This window comes from Brevundimonas sp. (assembly GCF_024711105.1).
In the GTDB taxonomy this organism is placed as follows: Bacteria; Pseudomonadota; Alphaproteobacteria; order Caulobacterales; family Caulobacteraceae; genus Brevundimonas.
The window spans coordinates 1-20,782 of record NZ_JANJTL010000153.1; the positions used below are offsets into that span (position 1 = coordinate 1).

16 protein-coding genes and 1 riboswitch are annotated in these 20,782 nt (G+C 69.2%); of the genes, 4 read left to right on the top strand and 12 right to left on the bottom strand.

From position 1 onward, the window contains the following. Window positions 1–116 precede the first annotated feature (116 nt). The 4 genes from Q0M60_RS12040 to Q0M60_RS12055 all read right to left on the bottom strand — a co-directional run bounded on the left by Q0M60_RS12040 (window position 117) and on the right by Q0M60_RS12055 (window position 5,891). Window positions 117–584 carry a hypothetical protein gene (locus Q0M60_RS12040; protein ID WP_296819798.1) on the bottom strand — a complete coding sequence of 156 codons (468 nt, stop codon included), beginning with the start codon at window positions 582–584 and terminating at the stop codon, window positions 117–119. Between the two features lie 72 nt (window positions 585–656). Next, window positions 657–2,438 carry a M14 family metallopeptidase gene (locus Q0M60_RS12045; RefSeq protein WP_296819833.1) on the bottom strand — a complete coding sequence of 594 codons (1,782 nt, stop codon included), beginning with the start codon at window positions 2,436–2,438 and terminating at the stop codon, window positions 657–659. 117 nt (window positions 2,439–2,555) lie between these two features. Further along, window positions 2,556–4,085 (bottom strand): UbiD family decarboxylase, encoded by a 1,530-nt coding sequence (locus Q0M60_RS12050; protein WP_296819800.1) that lies wholly within the window; start codon window positions 4,083–4,085, stop codon window positions 2,556–2,558. Window positions 4,086–4,115: 30 nt separating this feature from the next. After that, window positions 4,116–5,891, bottom strand: coding sequence for a gamma-glutamyltransferase family protein (locus tag Q0M60_RS12055; RefSeq protein ID WP_296819802.1), 1,776 nt, complete (start codon window positions 5,889–5,891; stop codon window positions 4,116–4,118). A 126-nt stretch (window positions 5,892–6,017) separates the two neighbouring features. Between Q0M60_RS12055 and Q0M60_RS12060 the strand changes: the two genes are divergently transcribed. Together Q0M60_RS12060 and Q0M60_RS12065 are read left to right on the top strand one after the other, a co-directional pair. Next, a complete protein-coding gene (locus Q0M60_RS12060; RefSeq protein ID WP_296819804.1) occupies window positions 6,018–7,289 on the top strand; it encodes a lytic murein transglycosylase in 1,272 nt (423 codons plus the stop codon). A 64-nt stretch (window positions 7,290–7,353) separates the two neighbouring features. Beyond that, the gene (locus Q0M60_RS12065) at window positions 7,354–7,581 is read left to right on the top strand and encodes a hypothetical protein (RefSeq protein WP_296819806.1); all 228 of its coding nucleotides are present in this window, start codon (window positions 7,354–7,356) and stop codon (window positions 7,579–7,581) included. Window positions 7,582–7,587: 6 nt separating this feature from the next. Here Q0M60_RS12065 and Q0M60_RS12070 read toward each other — a convergent pair whose 3' ends face one another. Next, on the bottom strand, window positions 7,588–8,151 hold the full coding sequence (locus Q0M60_RS12070; protein WP_296819808.1) for a TMEM165/GDT1 family protein: 564 nt from the start codon (window positions 8,149–8,151) through the stop codon (window positions 7,588–7,590). Window positions 8,152–8,159: 8 nt separating this feature from the next. Next, window positions 8,160–8,322, bottom strand: a riboswitch (yybP-ykoY riboswitch). Then, window positions 8,302–9,081: a phosphatase PAP2 family protein gene (locus Q0M60_RS12075; RefSeq protein WP_296819811.1), complete on the bottom strand. Its 780-nt coding sequence runs from the start codon at window positions 9,079–9,081 to the stop codon at window positions 8,302–8,304. Its footprint overlaps the riboswitch before it by 21 nt. 271 nt (window positions 9,082–9,352) lie before the next feature. Here Q0M60_RS12075 and Q0M60_RS12080 point away from each other — a divergent pair, with 271 nt between their 5' ends. After that, entirely contained in the window at window positions 9,353–11,227 is a 1,875-nt protein-coding gene (locus tag Q0M60_RS12080) for a ribonucleoside-diphosphate reductase subunit alpha (RefSeq protein WP_296819813.1), read from the top strand. A 106-nt stretch (window positions 11,228–11,333) separates the two neighbouring features. Then, on the top strand, window positions 11,334–12,161 hold the full coding sequence (locus tag Q0M60_RS12085) for a lipid A-modifier LpxR family protein (RefSeq protein WP_296819815.1): 828 nt from the start codon (window positions 11,334–11,336) through the stop codon (window positions 12,159–12,161). Window positions 12,162–12,165: 4 nt separating this feature from the next. Here the strand turns inward: Q0M60_RS12085 and putA are convergent, their stop codons facing one another. From putA to Q0M60_RS12115, 6 genes are all read right to left on the bottom strand, one after another. Beyond that, window positions 12,166–15,267 carry a bifunctional proline dehydrogenase/L-glutamate gamma-semialdehyde dehydrogenase PutA gene (putA, locus tag Q0M60_RS12090; protein ID WP_296819818.1) on the bottom strand — a complete coding sequence of 1,034 codons (3,102 nt, stop codon included), beginning with the start codon at window positions 15,265–15,267 and terminating at the stop codon, window positions 12,166–12,168. A 51-nt stretch (window positions 15,268–15,318) separates the two neighbouring features. Next, window positions 15,319–16,287 carry a type II secretion system F family protein gene (locus tag Q0M60_RS12095; protein WP_296819820.1) on the bottom strand — a complete coding sequence of 323 codons (969 nt, stop codon included), beginning with the start codon at window positions 16,285–16,287 and terminating at the stop codon, window positions 15,319–15,321. Between the two features lie 10 nt (window positions 16,288–16,297). Continuing rightward, a complete protein-coding gene (locus tag Q0M60_RS12100; protein WP_296819823.1) occupies window positions 16,298–17,278 on the bottom strand; it encodes a type II secretion system F family protein in 981 nt (326 codons plus the stop codon). Between the two features lie 5 nt (window positions 17,279–17,283). Beyond that, entirely contained in the window at window positions 17,284–18,828 is a 1,545-nt protein-coding gene (locus tag Q0M60_RS12105) for a CpaF family protein (protein WP_296819826.1), read from the bottom strand. 6 nt (window positions 18,829–18,834) lie between these two features. Beyond that, window positions 18,835–20,307 (bottom strand): AAA family ATPase, encoded by a 1,473-nt coding sequence (locus tag Q0M60_RS12110; protein ID WP_296819828.1) that lies wholly within the window; start codon window positions 20,305–20,307, stop codon window positions 18,835–18,837. Window positions 20,308–20,338: 31 nt separating this feature from the next. Continuing rightward, window positions 20,339–20,782, bottom strand: a 444-nt coding sequence (locus tag Q0M60_RS12115; RefSeq protein WP_296819830.1) for a CpaD family pilus assembly lipoprotein, incomplete at its 5' end; no start/stop codon positions are given.

The following is a 20,782-nucleotide window of genomic DNA, read 5'->3' on the forward strand; positions in this document are numbered from 1 at the left end:
GGCGGGCCTTCTGGGCGGGGGCGACGACTTCGTGGGGGGCGTGGGCCGGGTGGGGTGGTTGGGACCTGGCCGCCGGTTTTGGCCGCGCGAGGCCCCCGCCGCAACCGCGCCGGGCGTCAGCTCGGAGGCAGCAGAAACTCCTCGCCCCGGCGCAGCAGCATCTCGCGGCCCTCGCGTCGCACGTCGCCCACCCATTCGCGCAGCCGGTTGCAGCGCGTCGCGTCGGGACGGAGCCGGTCGCCGGAGTTGCGGCCCAGCACCGTCAGATAGCCCATGACGCCGTCGAAGGGGCTCTGGGTCCCCCGGCTGGCCGAACTCATGGCCGCCAGCTCCAGGGCGCCGACCATGCCGGCCTCGGACACCGCCACCGCATCGACGCGACAGGCGTAGGCGTCGGCGATGGCGCGACCCCAGCGGGCCTCGGCGTCGCGCATCTGTTCAGCGGTCGGCCGTCCGGCCAGCGACATGGCCACCGGACCGGCGTCGGCCGCGCGCGCGTAGCGGACGCGCGGATAGTCGCCGCCCGTGGTCACGCAGCCTGAAACAAGCAGGCCAGCCGTCAGGACGGCGAGGACCGTTCGCATGATCTCGTCTCCAGACCCCCAGTCCGGAGCGCCACCTTCACCGCGCGACTGCGGCGATTTATGGGCTGCGCCTCAGCCTTCCCGGCCGATCGGATAGAGGCGATAGCGCTGATCATAGAAGGGCGTGCGCTCGTAGAACCAGGCCAGCCGCGCGTCGCCATCGGCAGCGAACTCGGGTTCCGACGCCAGCTTCGCCTCGAACTCGGCGCGCAAGGTCGGATCGGCCGCCAGCATGGATTCGGCCAGCGGCGCGATGGCGTAGGCCTCGATGTACTCCACCCGGTTCAGTATCTCCGGGAACATGCCCCAGGCGAAGAAACTCTCCGAGGACTGCGGCTCGAGCAGCAGGACCACGACGTCGCCCATCGGCTGGTCCGTCGGGATACGCACCGAGCCGGCCGGGAAGGTCCAGCGCATCGTCTCGACCGTCGGTTCGCCCGCGGTCATCGGCACATGGCCCTCGTTGGTGCGGCCCGACACCGCAGCCTCGTCCAGCCGCAGCATCTCGACCTCGACCGTGCGGGGTTCGTCGAGCGTCTCCATCCGCACGCCCTGCAGGCGCAGGCGCTCGATCAGGTCCGAACGGTAGGACGGCACCCAGTAGGCCTCCGGCCGCCGAAGCGTGAGGGTCGGCCGCGAGCCGTAGTAGGGCATGCGCCAGACCTCCGGATCCGGCTCACCGAGCCAGCGGACCTCCGTGCGACCCGAGGCCTCGCTCTGGTAGGTCTCGAAGCGGATGCCCAGGAAGTCGCGCGTGGTGATGGGCTCCTCGGTCGCCACGAAGTTGGCGGGGATCTCCGCCGGGCGAAGCGCGGCGTCGGCGGCGGCCGCGGCGCGCAGCTCACCACCGCGCTCGGCCAGAAGGCGCAGGGCGGCCTCCAGGAAGACATAGGTCCCCAGAACCCGCTGCTCGTGGGGCTTGAGGCTGTGGTTCTCGATCAGGATGGTCGGGGTGTGGGCCGCCGAGCCCCAGCCGTTGGAGAACCGCTCGCCCAGTCCGCCGTCGGACAGGCCCGCGCGCGGATTGCGGTCGTCGATGGCGAAGACGAGGGGCCCGGGGATGTGGCCGCGTTCGGACAGCGCGCCGTCGACGAACGGCCGGAAGGCGCTGTCGAGCCATTGAGCCGTGGCCGGCGAGCGGCTCCACACCCCGTCCTCGCCGTTGTAGCCGTAGGTGACGTCATACTGGTAATCGATCCCGTCGGTGACGTGGATGTCGACATAGAGGTCCGGCCGATAGCGCTGGAGGAAGCCCATCAGGGCCCGCATTTCCGGCTGGTCCAGCTTCATGAAGTCGCGGTTGAGGTTCTGGTTGGTGGCGGTGTTGCGCCAGCCCTGAATGCGGGGGCCGCGCTGGTTCGGCCGCGAATAGGCGCCCGAGCGCTCATGGCCGTCGACCGACAGGATCGGGATCAGGATCAGATTGACGCGGTCCAGCAGGTCGTCGCGACCGTAGAAGGCGATGTCGCGCAGCAGCATCATGCCCGCGTCCTTGCCGTCGATCTCTCCCGGGTGGATGCCGGCCTGGGCGACCAGCAGCGGCTTGGACGGATCGAGCTCGGCGCCGTCGCGGGACGCGATCACCGCATAGATCGGCCGCCCTTCCGGCGAGGTCCCGAACTGCTCGATGCGGATCAGGTCGGACGCGGCGTCCAGCCGGTCGAACCAGGCGCGGGTGTCTTCGTAGTTCGGGCTGAAGTCATGCTCCGGATCGGCCTCGAAGCCCGTGACCCAGGGATCGGAAGCTGGACGCAGCAGGTCGCGGCTCTCCCCGTCCCACTCAGGCGCCGGCGGCAGGAAGGGCCGATCCCAGGGGGCGGCGTTGGCGCGGTCAGGCGAGGCAGTCTGGGACATGGCGAAACTCGGCGATAGGGCGAGGACGGCGGCGCAAAAGGCGGCGATCAGGCGCATGGCCGCGTTCCTCGGCCAATCCGCAGACCGGGGCAAGTCCGCGCCGCCCGCATCAGGCGCTCATCGCCAGATCGGCGTGTCGTCACCGGGCAATCCCAGCCGACCCCACATCTCCGAGACCCGCTCGACCACGTCCTGATCCATGCGGATCTCCTCGCCCCATTCGCGCCTGGTTTCGGGCGGCCACTTGTCGGTGGCGTCCAGGCCGATCTTGGAGCCGAGGCCGCTCTCTGGGCTGGCGAAGTCCAGGTAGTCGATGGGGGTGTTCTCGATGACGGTGATGTCGCGGGCCGGGTCCATCTTGGTCGAGATGGCCCACATCACGTCCTTCCAGTCGCGGGCGTTCACGTGGTCGTCCACAACGATGACCCACTTGGTGTACATGAACTGGCGCAGATAGCTCCAGACGCCGAGCATCACCCGCTTGGCGTGGCCGGGATAGGCCTTCTTCATCGAGACCACGGCGATGCGGTAGCTGCAGCCCTCGGGGGGCAGCCAGAAGTCGACGATCTCCGGGAACTGCTGCTGCAGCAGCGGGATGAAGACCTCGTTCAGGGCCTCGCCGAGCACCGAGGGCTCGTCCGGCGGGCGGCCGGTGAAGGTGGTCAGGTAGATGGGGTCGCGGCGCATGGTGATGGCCGTCACCTGGAAGACCGGAAAGGTCTCGACCGAGTTGTAATAGCCGGTGTGGTCGCCGTAGGGGCCCTCGGGCGCGTGCTCGTCGAGCAGGACGTGGCCCTCCAGCACGATCTCGGCCTGGGCCGGGACCATGAGCGGCACGGTCTTGCACGGGACCAGCTCGGCCTTGGCCCCGCGCAGCAGGCCAGCGAACTGGTATTCCGACAGGGTGTCCGGCACCGGCGTCACCGCCGCCAGGATCGTGCCCGGATCGGCGCCCAGAACGACGGCGGCGGGCAGGGGCTCGCGCTTCCCGGCCTTGCGGTGCCGGGCGTAGTGCTGGGCCCCGCCGCGGTGGGCCAGCCAGCGCATGATGGCCTTGTCCTCGCCCAGCACCTGCATGCGGTAGATGCCGAGGTTGAAGTCGTCCTCGGCCGCGTCCGACGGCCCCTTGGTGACTACGAGGCCCCAGGTGATCAGCGGCGCGGGCTCGCCCGGCCAGCAGCCTTGGATGGGCAGCGACGTCAGATCGATCTGGTCGCCCTTCAGCACCACCTGCTGGACCGGGGCGGTCTTCACGACCTTGGGCCGCATGCTCATGGCCGTCTGGACCATGGGCAGCATCTCGAGCGCCTGGCCCATGTCGCGCGGCGGGGTCGGATTGCGCAGCTCGGCCAACAGATGGCCGACCTCGCGCAGCTCGCCGGCTGTAGTGCGGGCCTTCTTGCCGACGGTGACGCCCATGGCGACCCGCTTCACCGTGCCGAACAGGTTGGCGAGGCAGGGGAGCGGGCTGACCGAGCCGTCGGGCATGACCGGCTTTTCGAAGATCACGGCCGGCCCGCCGTTCCGCAGCAGCCGCGTCTGGATTTCGGTCATCTCCAGCTGGGTGGAGACGGGCTCGCTGACCCGGACCAGTTCGCCCTGGGCTTCCAGCTGATCGATGAAGTCGCGCAGGGACTTGTAGGCCATGACGCCTGATGGCCCCGGCGCGGCTTCAGATCAATACGCCAGCGCCAGGCCGTCCTTGCGCATCTCGGTGGCCGCGCCATAGGTCCAGCCGCCGTCGGGGTTCACCTGGCGCATGACGTTCTGGTATCCGCCGAAGCCGCCGTCGGGCGGGCCCAGCGTCCAGCCCTTGGCCTCCAGACCCGCGCGGGCCTCGGCCGGGACGCCGCTTTCGAGGTGCAGGACGCCGATGCCCTCGGCCATCTGGCCGGTCGGCTCGGACGAGCCGTAGTGCTGCCAGCGCGGGGCGTCCCCGGCCTCCTGCGGCCCCAGGCCGTAGTCCGTCATGTTGATGACGATCTGCGACTGGCCCTGCGGCTGCATGCCGCCGCCCATGACGCCGAAGGCCATCCACGGCTGGCCGTCCCTGCAGGCGAAGCCCGGGATGATGGTGTGGAACGGCCGCTTGCCCGGCGCATAGACGTTGGGGTGGCCGTCGCGCAGGTTGAACAGCTCGCCCCGGTCCTGGAACATGAAGCCGAGCGTCGCGCCGTCCGGCCCGTCGGGCACGAGCCCTGAACCCATCCCGCGATAGTTCGACTGGATCCAGCTGACCATCATGCCGTCGGCGTCGGCGACGCTGAAATAGGTGGTGTCCCCTTGCGTCGGCGCGTCGCCCGGGAAGGCGCGCTCCATGACACGGTCCATCCGGATCAGGGCGGCGCGCTCACGGGCGTACTCCTTGGACATCAGCCATTCGACCGGCGTCTCGGCGAAGCGGGTGTCGGCGAACCAGCGGGCGCGATCCTCGAAGGCCAGCCGCTTGGCCTCGGCCTGGACGTGGATGGAGTCGGCGGTCTGGAAGCCGAGTTCCGGCATGTCGAACTGCTCGACGATGTTGAGCAGCTGCAGGGTCGACAGGCCCTGGGTGTTGGGGCCGAGCTGATAGACGTCGACCCCGCGATAGGGCGACATCAGGGGGTCGACCCATTCGGTACGGTGCGCGGCCAGATCCGCGCGGGTCATCCAGCCGCCGATGCGGCGGAAGTAGCTTTCGATGTGGTCGGCGATCGGCCCGTCGTAATAGGCGTCGCGGCCGCCCTCGGCGATCATCCGGTAGGTGCGGGCCAGGTCGGGATTTCGGAACATCTCGCCTTCGCGGGGCGTGCGGCCGCCGGGCATAAAGACGCGCCGTGCGTTGTCGGTCTCCTCTACGCCCGCGTTCGGGCGCAGGAAGTTGGCCATGTTGCGCTCGAGATAGAAAGCGATCAGCTGCGGCACGGGCACGCCCCGGTCGCACAGCTCGGCCACCGGCAGCAGCACGTCGGCCCAGGGCAGCTTGCCGTAGCGCTGGTGCGCGCTCCACCAGGCGTCGACCGTGCCGGGCACATTGACCGTGACCGCCCCGTAGCGCGGCAGATAGCCCTCGACCGCGCGGCTGCGCGCCGTCTCCAGTGACAGGCCCATGGGGGAATTGCCCGAGCCGTTCAGGCCCACGACCCGCCCCTGAGCGGGGTCCCACATGAGGCAGAAGGCGTCGCCGCCGATGCCGTTGGCCACCGGCTCCAGGAATCCCAGCGCCGCATTGATGGCGATGGCCGCGTCGATGGCCGAGCCCCCGCGCCTCAGCGTGTCGATCCCGATCAGGGTGGCCATGGGATGCGCCGTCGCAGCGGCCCCCTGCGACCCCCATACGGTCGAACGCCCGGCGAAGGGCTGGCCCGTGATCCGGTCGCCCGACCCGACGTTGCGGTAGATCTCCTGGCTGAGCGCCGACCCGGCGGTGGCGAGGCCCAGCGGCAGGGCGGCGAAGAAGGTCCGTCGGCGCATAGCGTGTCTCCCTGTTCGCGGCGCATAGAGACGCCCGGTCCCGTTCATGGCAAGCGCCACATTTCCGCCTCGCCTCTCAAGCGCTTGTGATGGCGAAGGTCCCGATGGCCCGCTAGGCTCCCGCGAATGGATTTGCGTCTCCTCCTCCTCATCGCCACCGCTGCCTGCGCGCCCCTGCTTCCGGACCAGCCGGACCTGCAGGAACCGCCAGCCCCACAGTCGGGCGCGCCGGACACCTCGGCGACGCCGACCGCTTCGGTCACCCCGACCGAGCAGATGGCCTTCGACACCTGGCGTGAGAGTTTCCTGGACCGTCGCGCGGGGGCGAACCGTGAAGCCTGGGCGCGCGAGCTGGCGGGACTGACGCCCGACCAGAGGGTCGTTGATCGTGACCGGTCCCAGCCGGAGTTTTCGAGCAGCGCGGGCTCCTACATCTCCCGCGCCATGACCGCCGACCGCATCGCGCGAGGGCGTGACCTGATCGGCGCCTCGCCGTGGATGCGTGACATCGAAAGCCAGTACGGCGTGCCACGCGAGATCCTGGTGGCCATCTGGGCCCAGGAAAGCGGCTTCGGCCGGATCCAGGGCGACTTCGACGTCGTGCGCTCCCTGGCGACCCTCGCCTGGGAAGGTCGGCGGCGGGACTGGGCCGAGGGGCAGCTGGTCGACGCCCTACGTATCGTCACCGAGGGCCGGCGGGATCGAGCCCGGCTGCTCGGCTCTTGGGCGGGGGCGATGGGCCAGACCCAGTTCATGCCGGACAACTACCTGCGCCTGGGCCGCGACCATGACGGCGACGGCTTCGTCGACATCTGGGGCTCGGATCGCGACGCCCTGGCTTCGGCGGCCAATCTCCTGGCCACCGCCGGATGGCGACGCGGCCAGGGCTGGGGGGCCGAGGTGATCCTGCCCGAGGGCTTCGACTACTCGCTGGCCGAGACGGATCGGGCACCCTGGACGACCTGGCGGGCGCGTGGCGTGCGCCGGTCTGACGGCGGCGAGTTCACGGCCGCCGAAGCCTCGGAGGAAGCCCTGATCCTGCTACCGGCCGGGGCCTATGGACCCGCCTTCCTGGCCCTGCCCAACCACTATGTGATCCGGCGCTACAACAACTCGGTCTCCTACGCCCTGTCAGTGGGCCTGCTGGGGGACGCGATGATGGGTCGGCCCAGCCTGACTCGCGCTTGGCCGGAGGAAGAGCCTATGTCCCGCGACCAGCGCTTCGCCGCCCAGCGGGCGCTGCTCGCGCTCGGCTACGATCCGGGCGGAATCGACGGGGTGATCGGGTCAGGCACTCGCGGCGCCCTGCGACGGTGGCAGCAGGCGCGTGGCCTGCTGGCCGACGGCCACCTCACCGCGGCGCTGGCGGAGCGGCTCAGGGCCGAAGCCGGCCTCTAGGCTGCGGACTTGACGGAACGGTCCGCCGGGAGGACCGTTCGCCTTGCTGTTAGGGAGAAACGCCATGCGCAAAATCTTGCTCGTCCTTGCGGCCACGGCTCCGCTGGCGCTGGCCGCCTGCGCCACGACCGGCATGGACCGTCAGAGCTATCAGGAAGAATTTCAGGCCCTGAACGCCGAGTGTCAGGCGCGCGGCGGCATGCTGACCCCCATTCCGGGCTCGACCGGACCGCGTCCGGCCAATGACTACGCCTGCGAAATCCGCGGCGGGGGCTCGGGCCGGATCGGCTAGGCCGCGCTAGCCCGCGATCAGCACCCACAACCCCGTCGCGGCGAAGGCCGCGGCGGCGGCGAAGCGGATCCAATTAAGCGGCAGTCGGTCTGCGGCGGCCTGCCCGAGCAGCACGGCCGGGGCGTTGGCGATCACCATGCCGAGCGTCGAGCCGGCGACGACGGGCAGGATTTCCGCGAAGCGAGCGGCCAGGGCGGCGGTGGCGATCTGGGTCTTGTCGCCCATCTCGACGAGGAAGAAGGCGGTCGTCGTCGTCCATAAGACTGAGGCCCAGCGCCGCTTTCGGTCCGGGGGGCAGTCGTCGAAGGTGTCGGGGATGAGGGCCCAGGCGGCGAAGGCCAGGAACAGGGCGCCCAGGACCCAGCGCATCCAGGTTCCTTCAAACCAGTGAGCCGCAAGGAAGCCCACGGCGCCGGCGAGCGCGTGGTTGGCCAGAGTCGCGAGGAGGATTCCCGCCAGGATGGCCGACGGCCTGCGCCAGGCGGCCGCCAGGCAGATGGCCAGCAGCATGGTCTTGTCGCTGATTTCGGCGACGGCCACGAGGCCGGTGGAGATGATGAGCGCGTCCATGGGTGTTCCGGGTCCAGGGCAAGACAGGACGATCCGCGCCCGGCCGGACGCGAAGCGCCAAAGGTCTTGCCAGAGCCTGTCGGCTCGCCCGCGCCACCACGCGAATGCGTGAAGTGTGTTGACGCGGCCCCTCCTGGGAGGCGGAGGCGGCTACTCCCCAGTGACGGGCGGCTCGATAACGATGCGGGGCTGGTCGCGCAAGCCCGCCCTCAACGCGCGCCGTTCCACCAGATAGGCGAACAGCCAGCAGGCCATGGCCCAGGCCGCCCCGATCGCCCAGCCGGCCAGGACGTCGGTGGCCCAATGGGCGGCCAGATAGACCCGGCTGACGCCGACCAGCATCGCGATGACCACCGCCGAGCCCAGGACATAGGCCTTCATCCGCTTTCGCGCGAACGCCCGCTCCAGCATGACGCCGAGCGTCAGGTAGAAGACCGTCGACAGCAGGGCGTGGCCCGACGGGAAGCTGGCGTTCAGCGTCTCGACGGCGCGATGGATCTCCGGCGGCCGGTCCCGCTCGAACACGCCCTTGAGCCCCTCGCTGAGCAGGAGACCGCCCGCCAGCGACACCGCCAGCATGACGGCCGAGAAGGGCTTCTTCTGGATCAGCAGCACGCCCGTCGCCACCAGGGCGAAGAGCAGCAGGACCGACAGGCCGCCCAGCGCGGTGATGTCCGTCATGGCCGTCTGCAGCCAGTCCGGGCCGATGGCGTCGGCGGGATCGGCGGTCGGCCGCATCCAGTCCAGCACCGCCCGGTCCATCGCCTGGCCGTCGGCCTCGGTCATGTCGTCGGCGATCTCGACGAAGGCGGCGATTCCGCCAGCTATGACGCCCAACGCGACCACCACGCCGAGCTCTTGGCGCGCAAAATGGAGCAGGCGGCGAAGCGAGACCGCCGCGCGGCCGGCCAGCAGGTCGTGAATTGCCATTACCTCGGAACCGCCAAGCTTGGTCCCGGTTCCGCTCACGCGTTCGTGATGACGTCAGGAAGCCCCGAATCCCGGCGATCCACAGAGGCCTCCACAAGCTCCGATCACGAATCGCTTCAGAGGCGAGGTCAAGGCGTTGACGCCTCATTAGGGATATGGCCCCCTAGATATGGACCTTGGGGCAAGGGGTCCTACTAGATGCGGTGTTACAGCGCCGCTCTCTTCGGTTCTGGAATTAGGGGCAGGGTGTATGGCTGGCGGTGAAGCGTTGATGCGGAACGAGTTTTCTGCGGAAGGCCAGGGGGCCGAGATCGTCCCCTTCGGCGGCGCTCCCAACCTCAGCCTGGTGCGCAAGGTCGAGGTCGACCGCAGCCGCGACGCCCTGCTGACCGACTTCGGAAAGAAGACCCTCGAAGACCGCTATCTCCTGCCGGGCGAGAGCTATCAGGACATGTTCGCGCGCGTCGCCACGGCCTATGCCGACGACGCCGACCACGCCCAGCGCGTCTACGACTACATGAGCCGCCTGTGGTTCATGCCGGCTACCCCGGTGCTGTCGAATGGCGGCGCCGACCGCGGCCTGCCGATCTCCTGCTTCCTGAACTCGGTCGGCGACAGCCTGGAAGGCATCCAGCAGGTCTGGAACGAGAACGTGGCGCTTGCGTCCAACGGCGGCGGCATCGGCACCTACTGGGGCGGCGTCCGCTCCATCGGCGAAAAGGTGAAGGGCGCCGGCCAGACCTCGGGCATCATCCCCTTCATCCGGGTCATGGACTCGCTGACGCTGGCGATCAGCCAGGGCTCGCTGCGCCGGGGCTCGGCGGCGGTCTATCTCGACATCCACCACCCGGAGATCGAGGAGTTCCTGGAGATCCGGAAGCCCTCGGGCGACTTCAACCGCAAGTCGCTGAACCTGCACCACGGCATCAACATCACTGACGCCTTCATGGAGGCGGTGCGCGACGGCAAGAGCTTCGACCTGATCTCGCCCAAGACCGGCGAGGTGCGGAAGACCGTCGACGCGCGCGGACTGTGGACCAAGATCCTCGAGGTCCGTCTGGCGACCGGCGAGCCCTATCTGATCTTCTCGGACACGGTGAACCGCGCCATGCCCGAGCACCAGCGCGAGCTGGGCCTGAAGGTGAAGCAATCCAACCTGTGCTCGGAGATCATGCTCCACACCGGGCCGGACCACCTGGGCGTCGACCGCACCGCCGTCTGCTGCCTGTCGAGCGTCAACGCCGAGACCTTCCTGGAGTGGCGCGACGAGCCCCGTTTCATCGAGGACGTGATGCGCTTCCTCGACAACGTGCTGGAAGACTTCATCACCCGCGCCCCGCCGTCGATGGGCGCGGCGGTCTATTCCGCCAAGCGCGAGCGCTCGGTGGGCCTGGGCCTGATGGGCTTCCACTCCTTCCTGCAGAGCCAGGGCGTTGCCTTCGAGAGCGCCATGGCCAAGTCGTGGAACATGCGGCTGTTCAAGCACCTGCGCCGCGAGGCCGACAAGGCCAGCCGCCTGCTCGCCGAGGAGAAGGGCCCCTGCGAGGACGCCAGGGACCGCGGCAAGATGGAGCGGTTCAGCCACAAGCTGGCCATCGCCCCGACAGCCTCGATCTCGATCATCTGCGGCGGCACCAGCGCCGGCATCGAGCCGATTCCGGCCAACATCTACACCCACAAGACCCTGTCGGGCTCTTTCGCGGTGAAGAACCCCTACCTGGAAGAGCTGCTCGAGCAGCGCGGCCAGAACACCGAGGCCGTCTGGTCCTCGATCCTGGCCAACGAGGGCTCGGTCCAGCACCTGGACTGCCTGAGCGAGGACGAGAAGGCCGTCTACAAGACCGCCTTCGAACTGGACCAGCGCTGGGTCATCGAGCTGGCCGCCGACCGGACGCCGGAAGTCTGCCAGGCCCAGTCGGTCAACGTCTTCCTGCCCGGCGACGTCGATAAGTGGGACCTGCACATGCTGCACTGGTCGGCCTGGGAGCGGGGCATGAAGTCCCTGTATTACCTGCGTTCCAAGTCGGTGCAGCGCGCCGCCTTCGCCGGCGCCGAGGGCAAGGCCGAAGAGGAGCCGGATCCGAACCAGCCGGACCTGTTTTCGGCGGCGCGAACGGACTACGACGAGTGTCTCGCCTGCCAGTGACCACCGGTCACGGAACCTGAGCCGTACGCGGACCGTTTGCCAGACACAGGAAGTTTGGGCATTGTCCTCCGGTCGATCGCCGGGGGCGCGTCGAGAGGGAGCGTCGATGAGGTTCGACGTGACGGGAGGTCTGGGAGTGATCGCAGCGGCCATGGCCGTTTGCGCCGCTGACTCCGCTCTGGCTCAATCGCTTGAACAGGACAGCTGGGCCGCATCCGTGCCGGTTCAGATCACCCCCGGTTTCGCGGCCCAGTCGGACGCCGAGGCCCTGGAGCTCCAGGGCGAGGCGCTGCGCCTGAACCGGGCCCTCTTCGAAAACACGCCGGGTTTCGTGGCCTCCCAGACGCGCGGCGTCTGGCGCCAGCGTGGCGACGGCTCGATCGAGCAGATCCGAGTCCGCTGGTACGAAGCGCCGCGCGAGACGCCGCTTCCAACCGAAAGCATCCAGCGCGCCCGTCTCGAGCGTGATTACGACGTCACCTATGTGCGCGGCTGGCCCATGGTGTCCGGCGAGCCGGGCGCCCAGGTGGAGTTTACGCCCCACGCCGGCGTCGGCGTCGGTTCCGAGGGCGGCACCGCCGAGGTCGGGGCCACCATCCGGGTCGGCGATCTGGAGGTCCGCGACGGACGCTCCTACGAGGACGACCAGGGCCGCTGGTACCTGTTCGCGGCCGGAACCCGCCGGGCGGTGGGACTGAACTTCGCGCGGGGCATGGACGGCGGCTGGGCCCGGGAGGGCGTGAGCCACGACACCGGAGCCTTCATCGGCGACGCCCAGATCGGCGTGGCCTGGCGGCGAGGCGACACCCAGAGCTCATTCGGCTACGTGCACCGCGAGATCACCGCCGAGGGCGTCCACGGTGGCACCGGCATCGACCGGGACGTCACGGAAGGATTCGTGGCGTTCCAGTTCTCGGTTCGCCCGGACTGGTGATCGCCTAGAGGTTCAGCAAGGCCGGGTCGCCGCCCTGGGCGGAGATGTTGTTGCTGATGGCCTTCTCTGACGCATAGCGGATCAGGCTGTAGGGACCGCCGGCCTTGGGGCCGGTGCCGGAAAGGCCTTCGCCGCCGAAGGGCTGGACGCCGACCACCGCGCCGATGATCGAGCGGTTGATGTAGACGTTGCCGGCCGGGACCAGACGCGCGACCTCGTCGGCGAAGGCTTCGATGCGGCTGTGGACGCCGAGCGTCAGGCCGTAGCCGCGCTCGGCCAGGGCCGAGGCGGTCTCGCGCAGCTTCGCCGGATGGTAGCGGCAGACGTGCAGGATCGGGCCGAAAACCTCGCGCTCCAGGTAGTCCGGCGTCGGCACCTCGGCGATGGTCGGGGCGAAGGCGTGGCCGTGCCGGGCGGCTTCGGGCAGTTCGGCGCGGGCGATGATCTTCGCGTCACCCTCCAGTCGCTTGAGGTGGGCCTCCAGCGCCGCCTTGGCCTCGGCGTCGATGACCGGGCCGATGTCCGTGGTCGGATCGGACGGGTCGCCGACCACCTGGGCGGCCAGCGCCCCCTGCAGACCCTCGATCAGGGCGTCGGCCGCGTCGTGCGGCACATAGAGCAGGCGCAGCGCCGAGCAGCGCTGACCCGATGATCCGAAGGCCGACAGGATGACGTCGTCGATCACCTGCTCCTTGAGCGCAGTGGTGTCGACGAACATGCCGTTCAGTCCGCCCGTCTCGGCGATGAAGGGGATTATCGGGCCCGGGCGATTGGCGATCGACCTGTTGATCAATGTTGCGGTGTCAGTGCCGCCGGTGAAGGCCACGCCCTGCACCGCCGGATGCACGACCAGCTTGGCCCCGACCGTCTCGCCGCGCCCCGGCAGCAGCGCCAGGAGCGCGGGATCCAGCCCCGCCTTGAAGAACAGGCGCACGGCCTCGGCGGCGACCAGCGGGGTCTGTTCGGCGGGCTTGGCCAGCACCGCGTTGCCGGCGGCGAGCGCGGCGGTGATCTGGCCAGTGAAGATGGCCAGTGGGAAGTTCCAGGGGCTGATGGCGCAGAACAGGCCCCGGCCGTGCAGGACCAGCTGGTTGATCTCGCCGACGGGCCCTTCGAGCGCGCGGGGCCCGCCGAAGTCGCGCTCGGCCAGCATGGCGTAGTAGCGGCAGAAGTCCGCCGCCTCGCGCACTTCGGCCACGCCGTCGTTCAACGTCTTGCCCGCTTCACGGCTGAGCAGGGCGACGAGGCGGTCCATGTCGGCCTCGAGCGCGTCGGCCATGGCCCGCAGGATGGGCGCGCGGCCAGAACCGCCGAGCCGGTCCCAGACTGGCTGGGCGTTTAGGGCGGCCGCGACGGCGGCCTCGATGTCTTCCTCGGAGGCTTCCGAGACGTGACCGATCAGCTGTCGTGTGTCCCAGGGATTGCGGACTTCCTGCGGATTGGCCCCGGCGCGCAGAGAGCCGCTCACGATCGGACCTGAGGTCAGCTTTTCGGAATCCAGCTTTTCCAGCGCGCGGGCGTGGCGCTCGCGGTCGGCGGCCTGGCTGTAGTCACGGCCCAGCGAATTCTGGCGGTCGCCGTACATGTCTTTCGGCCTCGGAATCTTGGGGTGCGGGCCGGGCTGGGCCTCGACCTGGGTTATGGGATCGGCGGCCACGGCCTCGGCCGGGACGCGTTCGTCCAGCAGGGCGTGGACGAAGGAGGAGTTGGCGCCGTTTTCGAGCAGGCGCCGCACCAGATAGGGGAGCAGTTCCTCATGCCCGCCGACGGGGGCGTAGGCGCGCACCATGGTGTTCTTGCCGGCCACCGCATAGAGCGCCTCGCCCATGCCGTGCAGGCGCTGGTACTCGACGGTGACGCCGGCCTCGGCGGCCATGCGGCCGACGGCGGCAAGCGTATGGGCGTTGTGGGTCGCGAACTGGCTGAAGATGTCCGGAGAGGCGTCGATCAGCTTCCTGGCGCAGGCCAGATAGTTGAGGTCGGTCGCCGCCTTGGTGGTGAAGACCGGATAGTCGGGCCGGCCCGCGATCTGGGCGCGTTTGATCTCGGTGTCCCAGTAGGCGCCCTTGACCAGCCGCACCATGAGACGGCGGCCGCGGGTGCGGGCGATGCGGACGATGCAGTCGATCACCTGAGGGCAGCGCTTCTGATAGGCCTGCACCGCCAGGCCGAGGCCCGTCCAGGCGCCCAGCGACTCCTCGCCCGCCAGCCGGTCCAGCAGCTTGAGCGAAATGACGAGGCGGTCGGCCTCCTCGGCGTCGATAGTGAAGTTGAGGTCGTGGCGCGCGGCGATCTCCGCCAGGCGCTTTACGCGCGGATAGAGTTCGGCCCAGATGCGCTCTTCCTGGACGGCCTCGTAGCGCGGCGACAGGGCCGACAGCTTGACCGAGACGCCATGGCCGCTCTCGGGTCCGGAACCCGGTCGGCGCGACTGCCCGACGGTTTCGATGGCATGGGCGTAGATGCCTTCGTAGCGGGCGGCGTCGGCCTCGGTCCGGGCGCCCTCGCCCAGCATGTCGAAGCTGCACAGCCAGCCTTCGCGGCCCGCGCGGCGAATGGCGGCCTCGATAGTGCGGCCGAGCACGAACTGCTCGCCCATGATGCGCACGGCGGCGGCCACGGCTTGGCGGATGACCGGCTCGCCGATGCGGCCGGCCACGCGCTTGAGGAAGCCGCCCAGGTCGCGCTTCGCCTCGTCGTCCACGTCGACCAGCTTGCCGGTCAGCATCAGGCCCCAGGTCGAGGCGTTGACGAACAGGCTCTCGGACTGGCCGAGATGGCTGGCCCAGTCGGCCGAGCCGATCTTCTCGGCGATCAGACGGTCGCGGGTGTCCTCGTCGGGCGTGCGCAGCAGCGCCTCGGCCAGGCACATGAGGGCCAGCCCCTCGCGGGTGCCGAGCGAGAACTCCTGCAGAAAGCTCTCGACCACGCCCTGCCGATTGGCGGTCTGACGCGCCGCCTCGACCAGCCGCACGGCCTCGGCATGCACAGCCGCCCGCGCCTCGCCAGCCAGAGGCGGATCAGCAAGCAGGGCGGCGATGGTCTCCGCCTCGTCGCGGAATTTGATCGCGTCAAGGCTGTCGAGCGGAAGAGGGGCGAGCGCCATGGGCGGCTCTGTAGTGCCCGGCGCGAGAAAGGGAAAGCGGGGACGAAGTCCCTAGCGCTGGATGTCCTGGATCTTGATGATCGCAGGCCCGAGGATGACCACGAAGAGCACCGGCAGGAAGAAGATGATCATCGGCACGGTGAGCTTTGCCGGAAGGGCGGCGGCCTTCTTTTCCGCGGCGGACAGCCGCAGCTCGCGGTTCTCCTTGGCCATGACGCGCAGCGCTTGGCCCAGCGGCGTGCCGTACTTCTCGGCCTGGATCATGGCGGTGGCGACCGACTTGATGCCGGGATGGTTGGTGCGCTTGGCCAGGCCCTCGTAGGCCATGCGGCGTTCGGGCAGGTAGCTCAGCTCGGCCGACAGCAGCGAGAACTCCTCGGCCAGTTCGATCGAGCGGCTGCCGATTTCGCCGCCGACCTTCTGGATGGCCGCCTCGATGGACATGCCGGCTTCGACGCAGATGAGCAGCAGGTCGAGCGCGTCGGGGAAGGCCTGGACGATGGACTGCTGACGCTTCTGGGCGATGTTCGAGACGTAGAGGTTCGGCGCATAGTAGCCGAGCAGCAGGCCGGCGACCGTGAAGGTCACCTTCGACATGCCCGGCAGGCCGAAGTCATTGATCACGAAGAGGTAGAAACCGATCAGCGCCGAGAAGATGAAGGGGCTGGCGAAACGGAAGAAGTAGAAGGTCGTGACCGGTCGGGGCCCCCGGAAGCCGGCCTGGGCCAGCTTGTCGACGACCTTGGGGTCTTCAAGCAGCTTGGACAGGTTCAGCCGGTCGACGATGCGCTTCTTGAAGCCCTCGTCGGTCTGGCGCAGGCCGCCCTGCCCCTGGGCGATGGCCTGACGCGAGCGCCGCTTGAGCTCGTCGCGACGTGTCGAGACCGCCTTCATCCGGCTCTCGAGCTTGGCGCCCGAGGCCATCGATCCCATCAGCGTCATGATGGTGGCGAAGGTGAGAACCGCAACCCCGATCGTGAGGATGTTGGCGGGGTCGGTCAGGAAGCGCATCCAGTCCATCGGCCGCCCCCTAGAACTTGAACGAGATCATTTTTTTCATGGTGAAGATGCCCGCGGCCATCCACAGGGCGCTTCCCATGAGCATGATCTGCCCACGCATGTCGGTGAACATCAGCATCATGTAGGCGGGGGTCGTCACCAGAACCATCGCCATCACCGCCGGGGGTAGGGAGCCGATGATGCCGGCCGACGCGGTCGCCTCCGACGACAGGGCCTTGATCTTCTCGGCCATCAGCTTGCGCGACCGCAGCACGGCCGACAGGTTGCTGAGCGCCTCGGCTAGGTTGCCGCCCGTCTTGGCCTGGATGGCGATGACGATGGTGAAGAAGCGCAGCTCCGGCGTGGGCATGCGCTCGTACATCTTCTCCAGCGCCTGCTCGAGGGTCAGGCCGACGCCGATGTTCTCGACCAGCCGCTGGAACTCAGGGCCGAGAGGCGCCGGGCTTTCGCGGCCGATGATCTTGAGTGTGTCATGGACCGGCAGGCCGGACTTGATGCCGCGCACGATGATGTCGACAGCGTTGGCGAACTCGCCCGAGAACTTCTTCATCCGCCGCTTGCCGAGGAAGCCGACGATCCAGCGGGGCAGGCCCAGACCGAAGACGACGAGCAGGCCGATGGCCACGAACCAGGGGGCGCCGAACACGAAGCCGAGCAGGCCGGCCAGGACGCCCGAGACCGCCGAGATGATCCAGAAGACGTGGATCGGCAGGCTCAGGCCCGCCTGGCGCAGCTTGGCCGCCATGGTGACGCGCGCCTTGCGCTCCTTGCGGTCCGCCTCCTTGAGCTGGAGCAGGATCTGCTTGCGGCGCTGTTCCTGGGTCTGAGGGACAGCGTTGCGAGCGGCCTTGGCGGCCTGCTGCGGCGATTTGATGCCGAGCGTCTGGGCGCGCTTCACCGCCTTGGCGCTCGAATCGTCGCCTCCTACGAAGACGAAGCCAAGGCTGGCTATGGTCACGAAGCCCAGGACCGCCGCGAGGATCACCAGCATCTACGCTACTCCGCCGCGTCCAGGGCTTCGGCCAGTTCCCGTTCCAGACCGTAGTAGCGGGCGCGGTCCCAGAAGCGCGGACGCGCGATGCCGGTCGATCGGTGCCGGCCGATGATGCGGCCGTTCTCGTCCTCGCCGGTGATCTCGTAGACGAAGAGGTCCTGGGTGACGATGACGTCGCCTTCGAGGCCCACGACCTCGGTGATGTGGGTGATGCGGCGCGAGCCGTCGCGCAGACGGGCGGCCTGGACGATAACGTCGACCGAGCCGACGATCATCTCGCGGATGGTCTTGGACGGCAGGCCGTAGCCGCCCATGGTGATCATGGACTCCATCCGGCTGATGGCCTCACGCGGGCTGTTGGCGTGCAGCGTGCCCATGGAGCCGTCGTGGCCGGTGTTCATGGCCTGCAGCAGGTCGAAGGCCTCTGGTCCGCGGACCTCGCCGACGATGATCCGCTCCGGACGCATACGCAGACAGTTCTTGACCAGGTCCCGCATGGTGATCTGGCCCTGGCCCTCCAGGTTCGGCGGGCGGGTCTCGAGGCGCACCACGTGCGGCTGCTGCAGTTGGAGTTCCGCGGTGTCCTCGCAGGTCACGACCCGTTCGGTCGGGTCGATGAAGGCGGTGAGCGTATTGAGCAGCGTGGTCTTGCCCGAGCCGGTGCCGCCGGAAATCACCGTGTTGCATCGGCAGGCGCCGATGACGCCGAGCACGCGCGCCCCTTCCGGGCTGATGGAGGCGAACTCCACCAGGTTGCGCATGGTCAGCTTGTCTTTCTTGAACTTCCGGATCGTCAGGGTCGGGCCGTCGATCGCCAGCGGCGGAGCGATGACGTTGACGCGCGACCCGTCGGGCAGGCGGGCGTCGCAGATCGGCGAGCTTTCGTCCACGCGGCGGCCCACCTGGGACACGATCCGCTGGCAGATGTTCATCAGCTGGGTGTTGTCGCGGAAGCGGACGTTGGTCAGCTGGACCTTGCCGCCGACCTCGATGAACACGCGGTTGGCGCCGTTGACCATGATGTCGGCGATGTCGTCGCGCGCCAGCAGCGGCTCCAGCGGGCCGTAGCCGAGGACGTCGTTGACGATGTCCTGGACCAGGTGCTCCTGCTCGGCCACCGACATGGAGACGTTCTTGATCGCCACCAGTTCGGCGACGATGTCGCGGATCTCCTCCGCCGCCGCCTTCTGTTCGAGCTGCGCCAGCTGGGCCAGGTCGATGGTGTTCAGCAGGGCGTTGAAGATCGTGGTCTTGGTCGCGTGATAGTAGTCCGACTGCTCGCGGACGATTTCGGCGACGGGCTGGGCCTTCTGGAGCTGCTCGAAACCCGCGGTGGCGCGGGGCGCCGTGCGCGGGGCGGCCGGCGGAGCCTCTCCCTTGCCGGCCAGTGCGTCCAGGCGTTCGGCGGCGGGGGCGGCCGCGCGCGGCCGCGGTGCCTCGGCGACCAGGACGTCGTCGGCCTCCGCCTCGACCGCCGGAGCGGCCGGCCGGACCGCCGGCTGGGGAGCCGGCGCCGTCGAACCCCCTGATGCCCGCTTGCCGAACACCCGGGTCTAGCCCTTCTTCTTGAACAGCTTGCCGAGCAGCGAACCCGACTTCTTGGCCGAAGCCGGTGCGGGCAGGGCCGCGATCTCCCTCTGCGAGACGATCTGGGCCAGCGTAAGGAAGGCTTCGGCGGCCTTTGACTTGGCCCCGGCCTCCAGGATCATCTGGCCGTTGTTCGCCGCCGCGCCGAACAGCTTGGCGTCGAAGGGAATGATCATCGAAGGGTGCACGCCCAGCGCCGAGGTGAAGTCCTTGAGCGGAATCTCCGGACGACCCGGGACGCCCACCTGGTTCAGCACCAGCCGTGGCGGCGCGTCGTTCGGGCGAGCCTGACGGACCAGGTCGATCATGTTCTTGGCGTTACGCAGGGACGCCAGGTCCGGCGCGGCCACGATGACGACCTCGTCTGAGGTGATCAGGGTGCGGCGCATCCATTTCGACCAGAGGTGGGGCAGGTCCAGCACCACGAAAGGCGCGGTCGCGCGGATCTTCTGGGTCACTTCCTCGAAGGCGTCCGGCGACAGGTCCCAATCGGCGTCCAGGGTGGCGGGCGCCGCGAACAGGCTGAGCCGGTCGGTGCAGCGCGCGGTCAGGCGGTCCAGAAGGATGGAATCGAGCCGGTCCGGCTGGCCCAGGGCGTCGGCCACGCCGTTCAGGGGGTCCTGGTTGAAGTCCAGCCCAGCCGTCCCGAAGGGCAGGTCGTAGTCGACGATGACGGTGTTCGAGCCGACCCGCTCGGCCAGGGCGAAGGCCGTGTTGTGCGCCACGGTCGAGGCGCCCGAGCCGCCGCGCGCGCCGACGAAGGCGATCGAACGGCCCACGAAGGGCCTGGCCGGGTCGGAGAAGAGGCCTCCGATGGCCGAAATCAGCTGCAGCGGCTGGATCGGGGCGACCAGATATTCGCTGACGCCCCGGCTGATCAGCTCGCGGTAGAGCATGATGTCGTTGGTCGCGCCGATGACCACGACCTTGGTGCCCGCGTCACAGTTTTCAGCCAGCTGGTCGAGCGCAGCGAGGAGCTGCTGCGCCGGCAGTTCGCACTCGACGACGACGAGGGCCGGCGTCGGTTCGTGGCGGTAGGTCTCGATGGCCGCCTGAACACCGCCGACACGGATCTGGGTCGTGGCGCGGGCCATGCGGCGGTCCTGGCCGGCGCGTTCGGCGGCCTGGAGGGTGTCGGCGCGCTCGCCGAAGATGTGGATGGTGATGCGCGGCACGGTCACGCCGGCGATGGCGGCGCCGGTCTGGGCCACGAGATCGCCGACCGGATTGAAGGGCGGCGCCGCGACGGCGACCTGGCGGGTCGGCTGCGGCGCGGACGCGGCGGCCGGCGGCATGAACTTCAACGGCTCGGCGGCGGCCGGTGTCTCGGGCGCGTCGAAGGGATCGGTCGCGCCTGCGCCGACGCTCGACGGGAAATCGAGGTCGAGGTCGTCGTCGAACGACGAATCGTAGGGATCGACCGAGCGGGCGGGGTTCATGGCCTGGCCTTCACTGGATACGCGCTCCGGATCATTCGACCGCCGTCGCCACCGAAGTTTCCTCGGAGCCCTGGGTCGAGGTGGGCAGACCCTGGCGGTAGCGGTCGATCACCACGGCCCGGCGGCCGGCGTCGGCCGGACCGAGAGGCCGCTGACCGAGGATGTCGCGAGGATCGGCGATCTGGGCCGCCATGTTCGAGATGGTGGCGCAGCCCAGCCCGAGCGCAGCGCCGTTGTCGGCGTGCCGGGTCAGGTCGCCCCATTGACGTGAGCAGTCGTGGGTCACCGCCTGCAGCCGCTCGAAGCCGACCAGCACCGGCGCGCGTGGGTCGGGCGCGGCGTAGGCGACCAGCCGGACACGGCCGGCCGGCACGCCGGCGCTCTCGAGCGCGCGGCCGACCGCCCACGCCATCTCCAGCGAAACTGGATCGTCGCCCGCCGGGGCCTCCACCACCACCTCCGGCGCACCCTCGGC

What these genes read in the sequence shown, in the direction of transcription:
- Q0M60_RS12040 (WP_296819798.1), bottom strand. Translation starts at nt 584, where the DNA reads ATGCGAACGGTCCTCGCCGTCCTGACGGCTGGCCTGCTTGTTTCAGGC.
- Q0M60_RS12045 (WP_296819833.1), bottom strand. Translation starts at nt 2,438, where the DNA reads ATGTCCCAGACTGCCTCGCCTGACCGCGCCAACGCCGCCCCCTGGGAT.
- Q0M60_RS12050 (WP_296819800.1), bottom strand. Translation starts at nt 4,085, where the DNA reads ATGGCCTACAAGTCCCTGCGCGACTTCATCGATCAGCTGGAAGCCCAG.
- Q0M60_RS12055 (WP_296819802.1), bottom strand. Translation starts at nt 5,891, where the DNA reads ATGCGCCGACGGACCTTCTTCGCCGCCCTGCCGCTGGGCCTCGCCACC.
- Q0M60_RS12060 (WP_296819804.1), top strand. Translation starts at nt 6,018, where the DNA reads ATGGATTTGCGTCTCCTCCTCCTCATCGCCACCGCTGCCTGCGCGCCC.
- Q0M60_RS12065 (WP_296819806.1), top strand. Translation starts at nt 7,354, where the DNA reads ATGCGCAAAATCTTGCTCGTCCTTGCGGCCACGGCTCCGCTGGCGCTG.
- Q0M60_RS12070 (WP_296819808.1), bottom strand. Translation starts at nt 8,151, where the DNA reads ATGGACGCGCTCATCATCTCCACCGGCCTCGTGGCCGTCGCCGAAATC.
- Q0M60_RS12075 (WP_296819811.1), bottom strand. Translation starts at nt 9,081, where the DNA reads ATGGCAATTCACGACCTGCTGGCCGGCCGCGCGGCGGTCTCGCTTCGC.
- Q0M60_RS12080 (WP_296819813.1), top strand. Translation starts at nt 9,353, where the DNA reads ATGCGGAACGAGTTTTCTGCGGAAGGCCAGGGGGCCGAGATCGTCCCC.
- Q0M60_RS12085 (WP_296819815.1), top strand. Translation starts at nt 11,334, where the DNA reads ATGAGGTTCGACGTGACGGGAGGTCTGGGAGTGATCGCAGCGGCCATG.
- putA (WP_296819818.1), bottom strand. Translation starts at nt 15,267, where the DNA reads ATGGCGCTCGCCCCTCTTCCGCTCGACAGCCTTGACGCGATCAAATTC.
- Q0M60_RS12095 (WP_296819820.1), bottom strand. Translation starts at nt 16,287, where the DNA reads ATGGACTGGATGCGCTTCCTGACCGACCCCGCCAACATCCTCACGATC.
- Q0M60_RS12100 (WP_296819823.1), bottom strand. Translation starts at nt 17,278, where the DNA reads ATGCTGGTGATCCTCGCGGCGGTCCTGGGCTTCGTGACCATAGCCAGC.
- Q0M60_RS12110 (WP_296819828.1), bottom strand. Translation starts at nt 20,307, where the DNA reads ATGAACCCCGCCCGCTCGGTCGATCCCTACGATTCGTCGTTCGACGAC.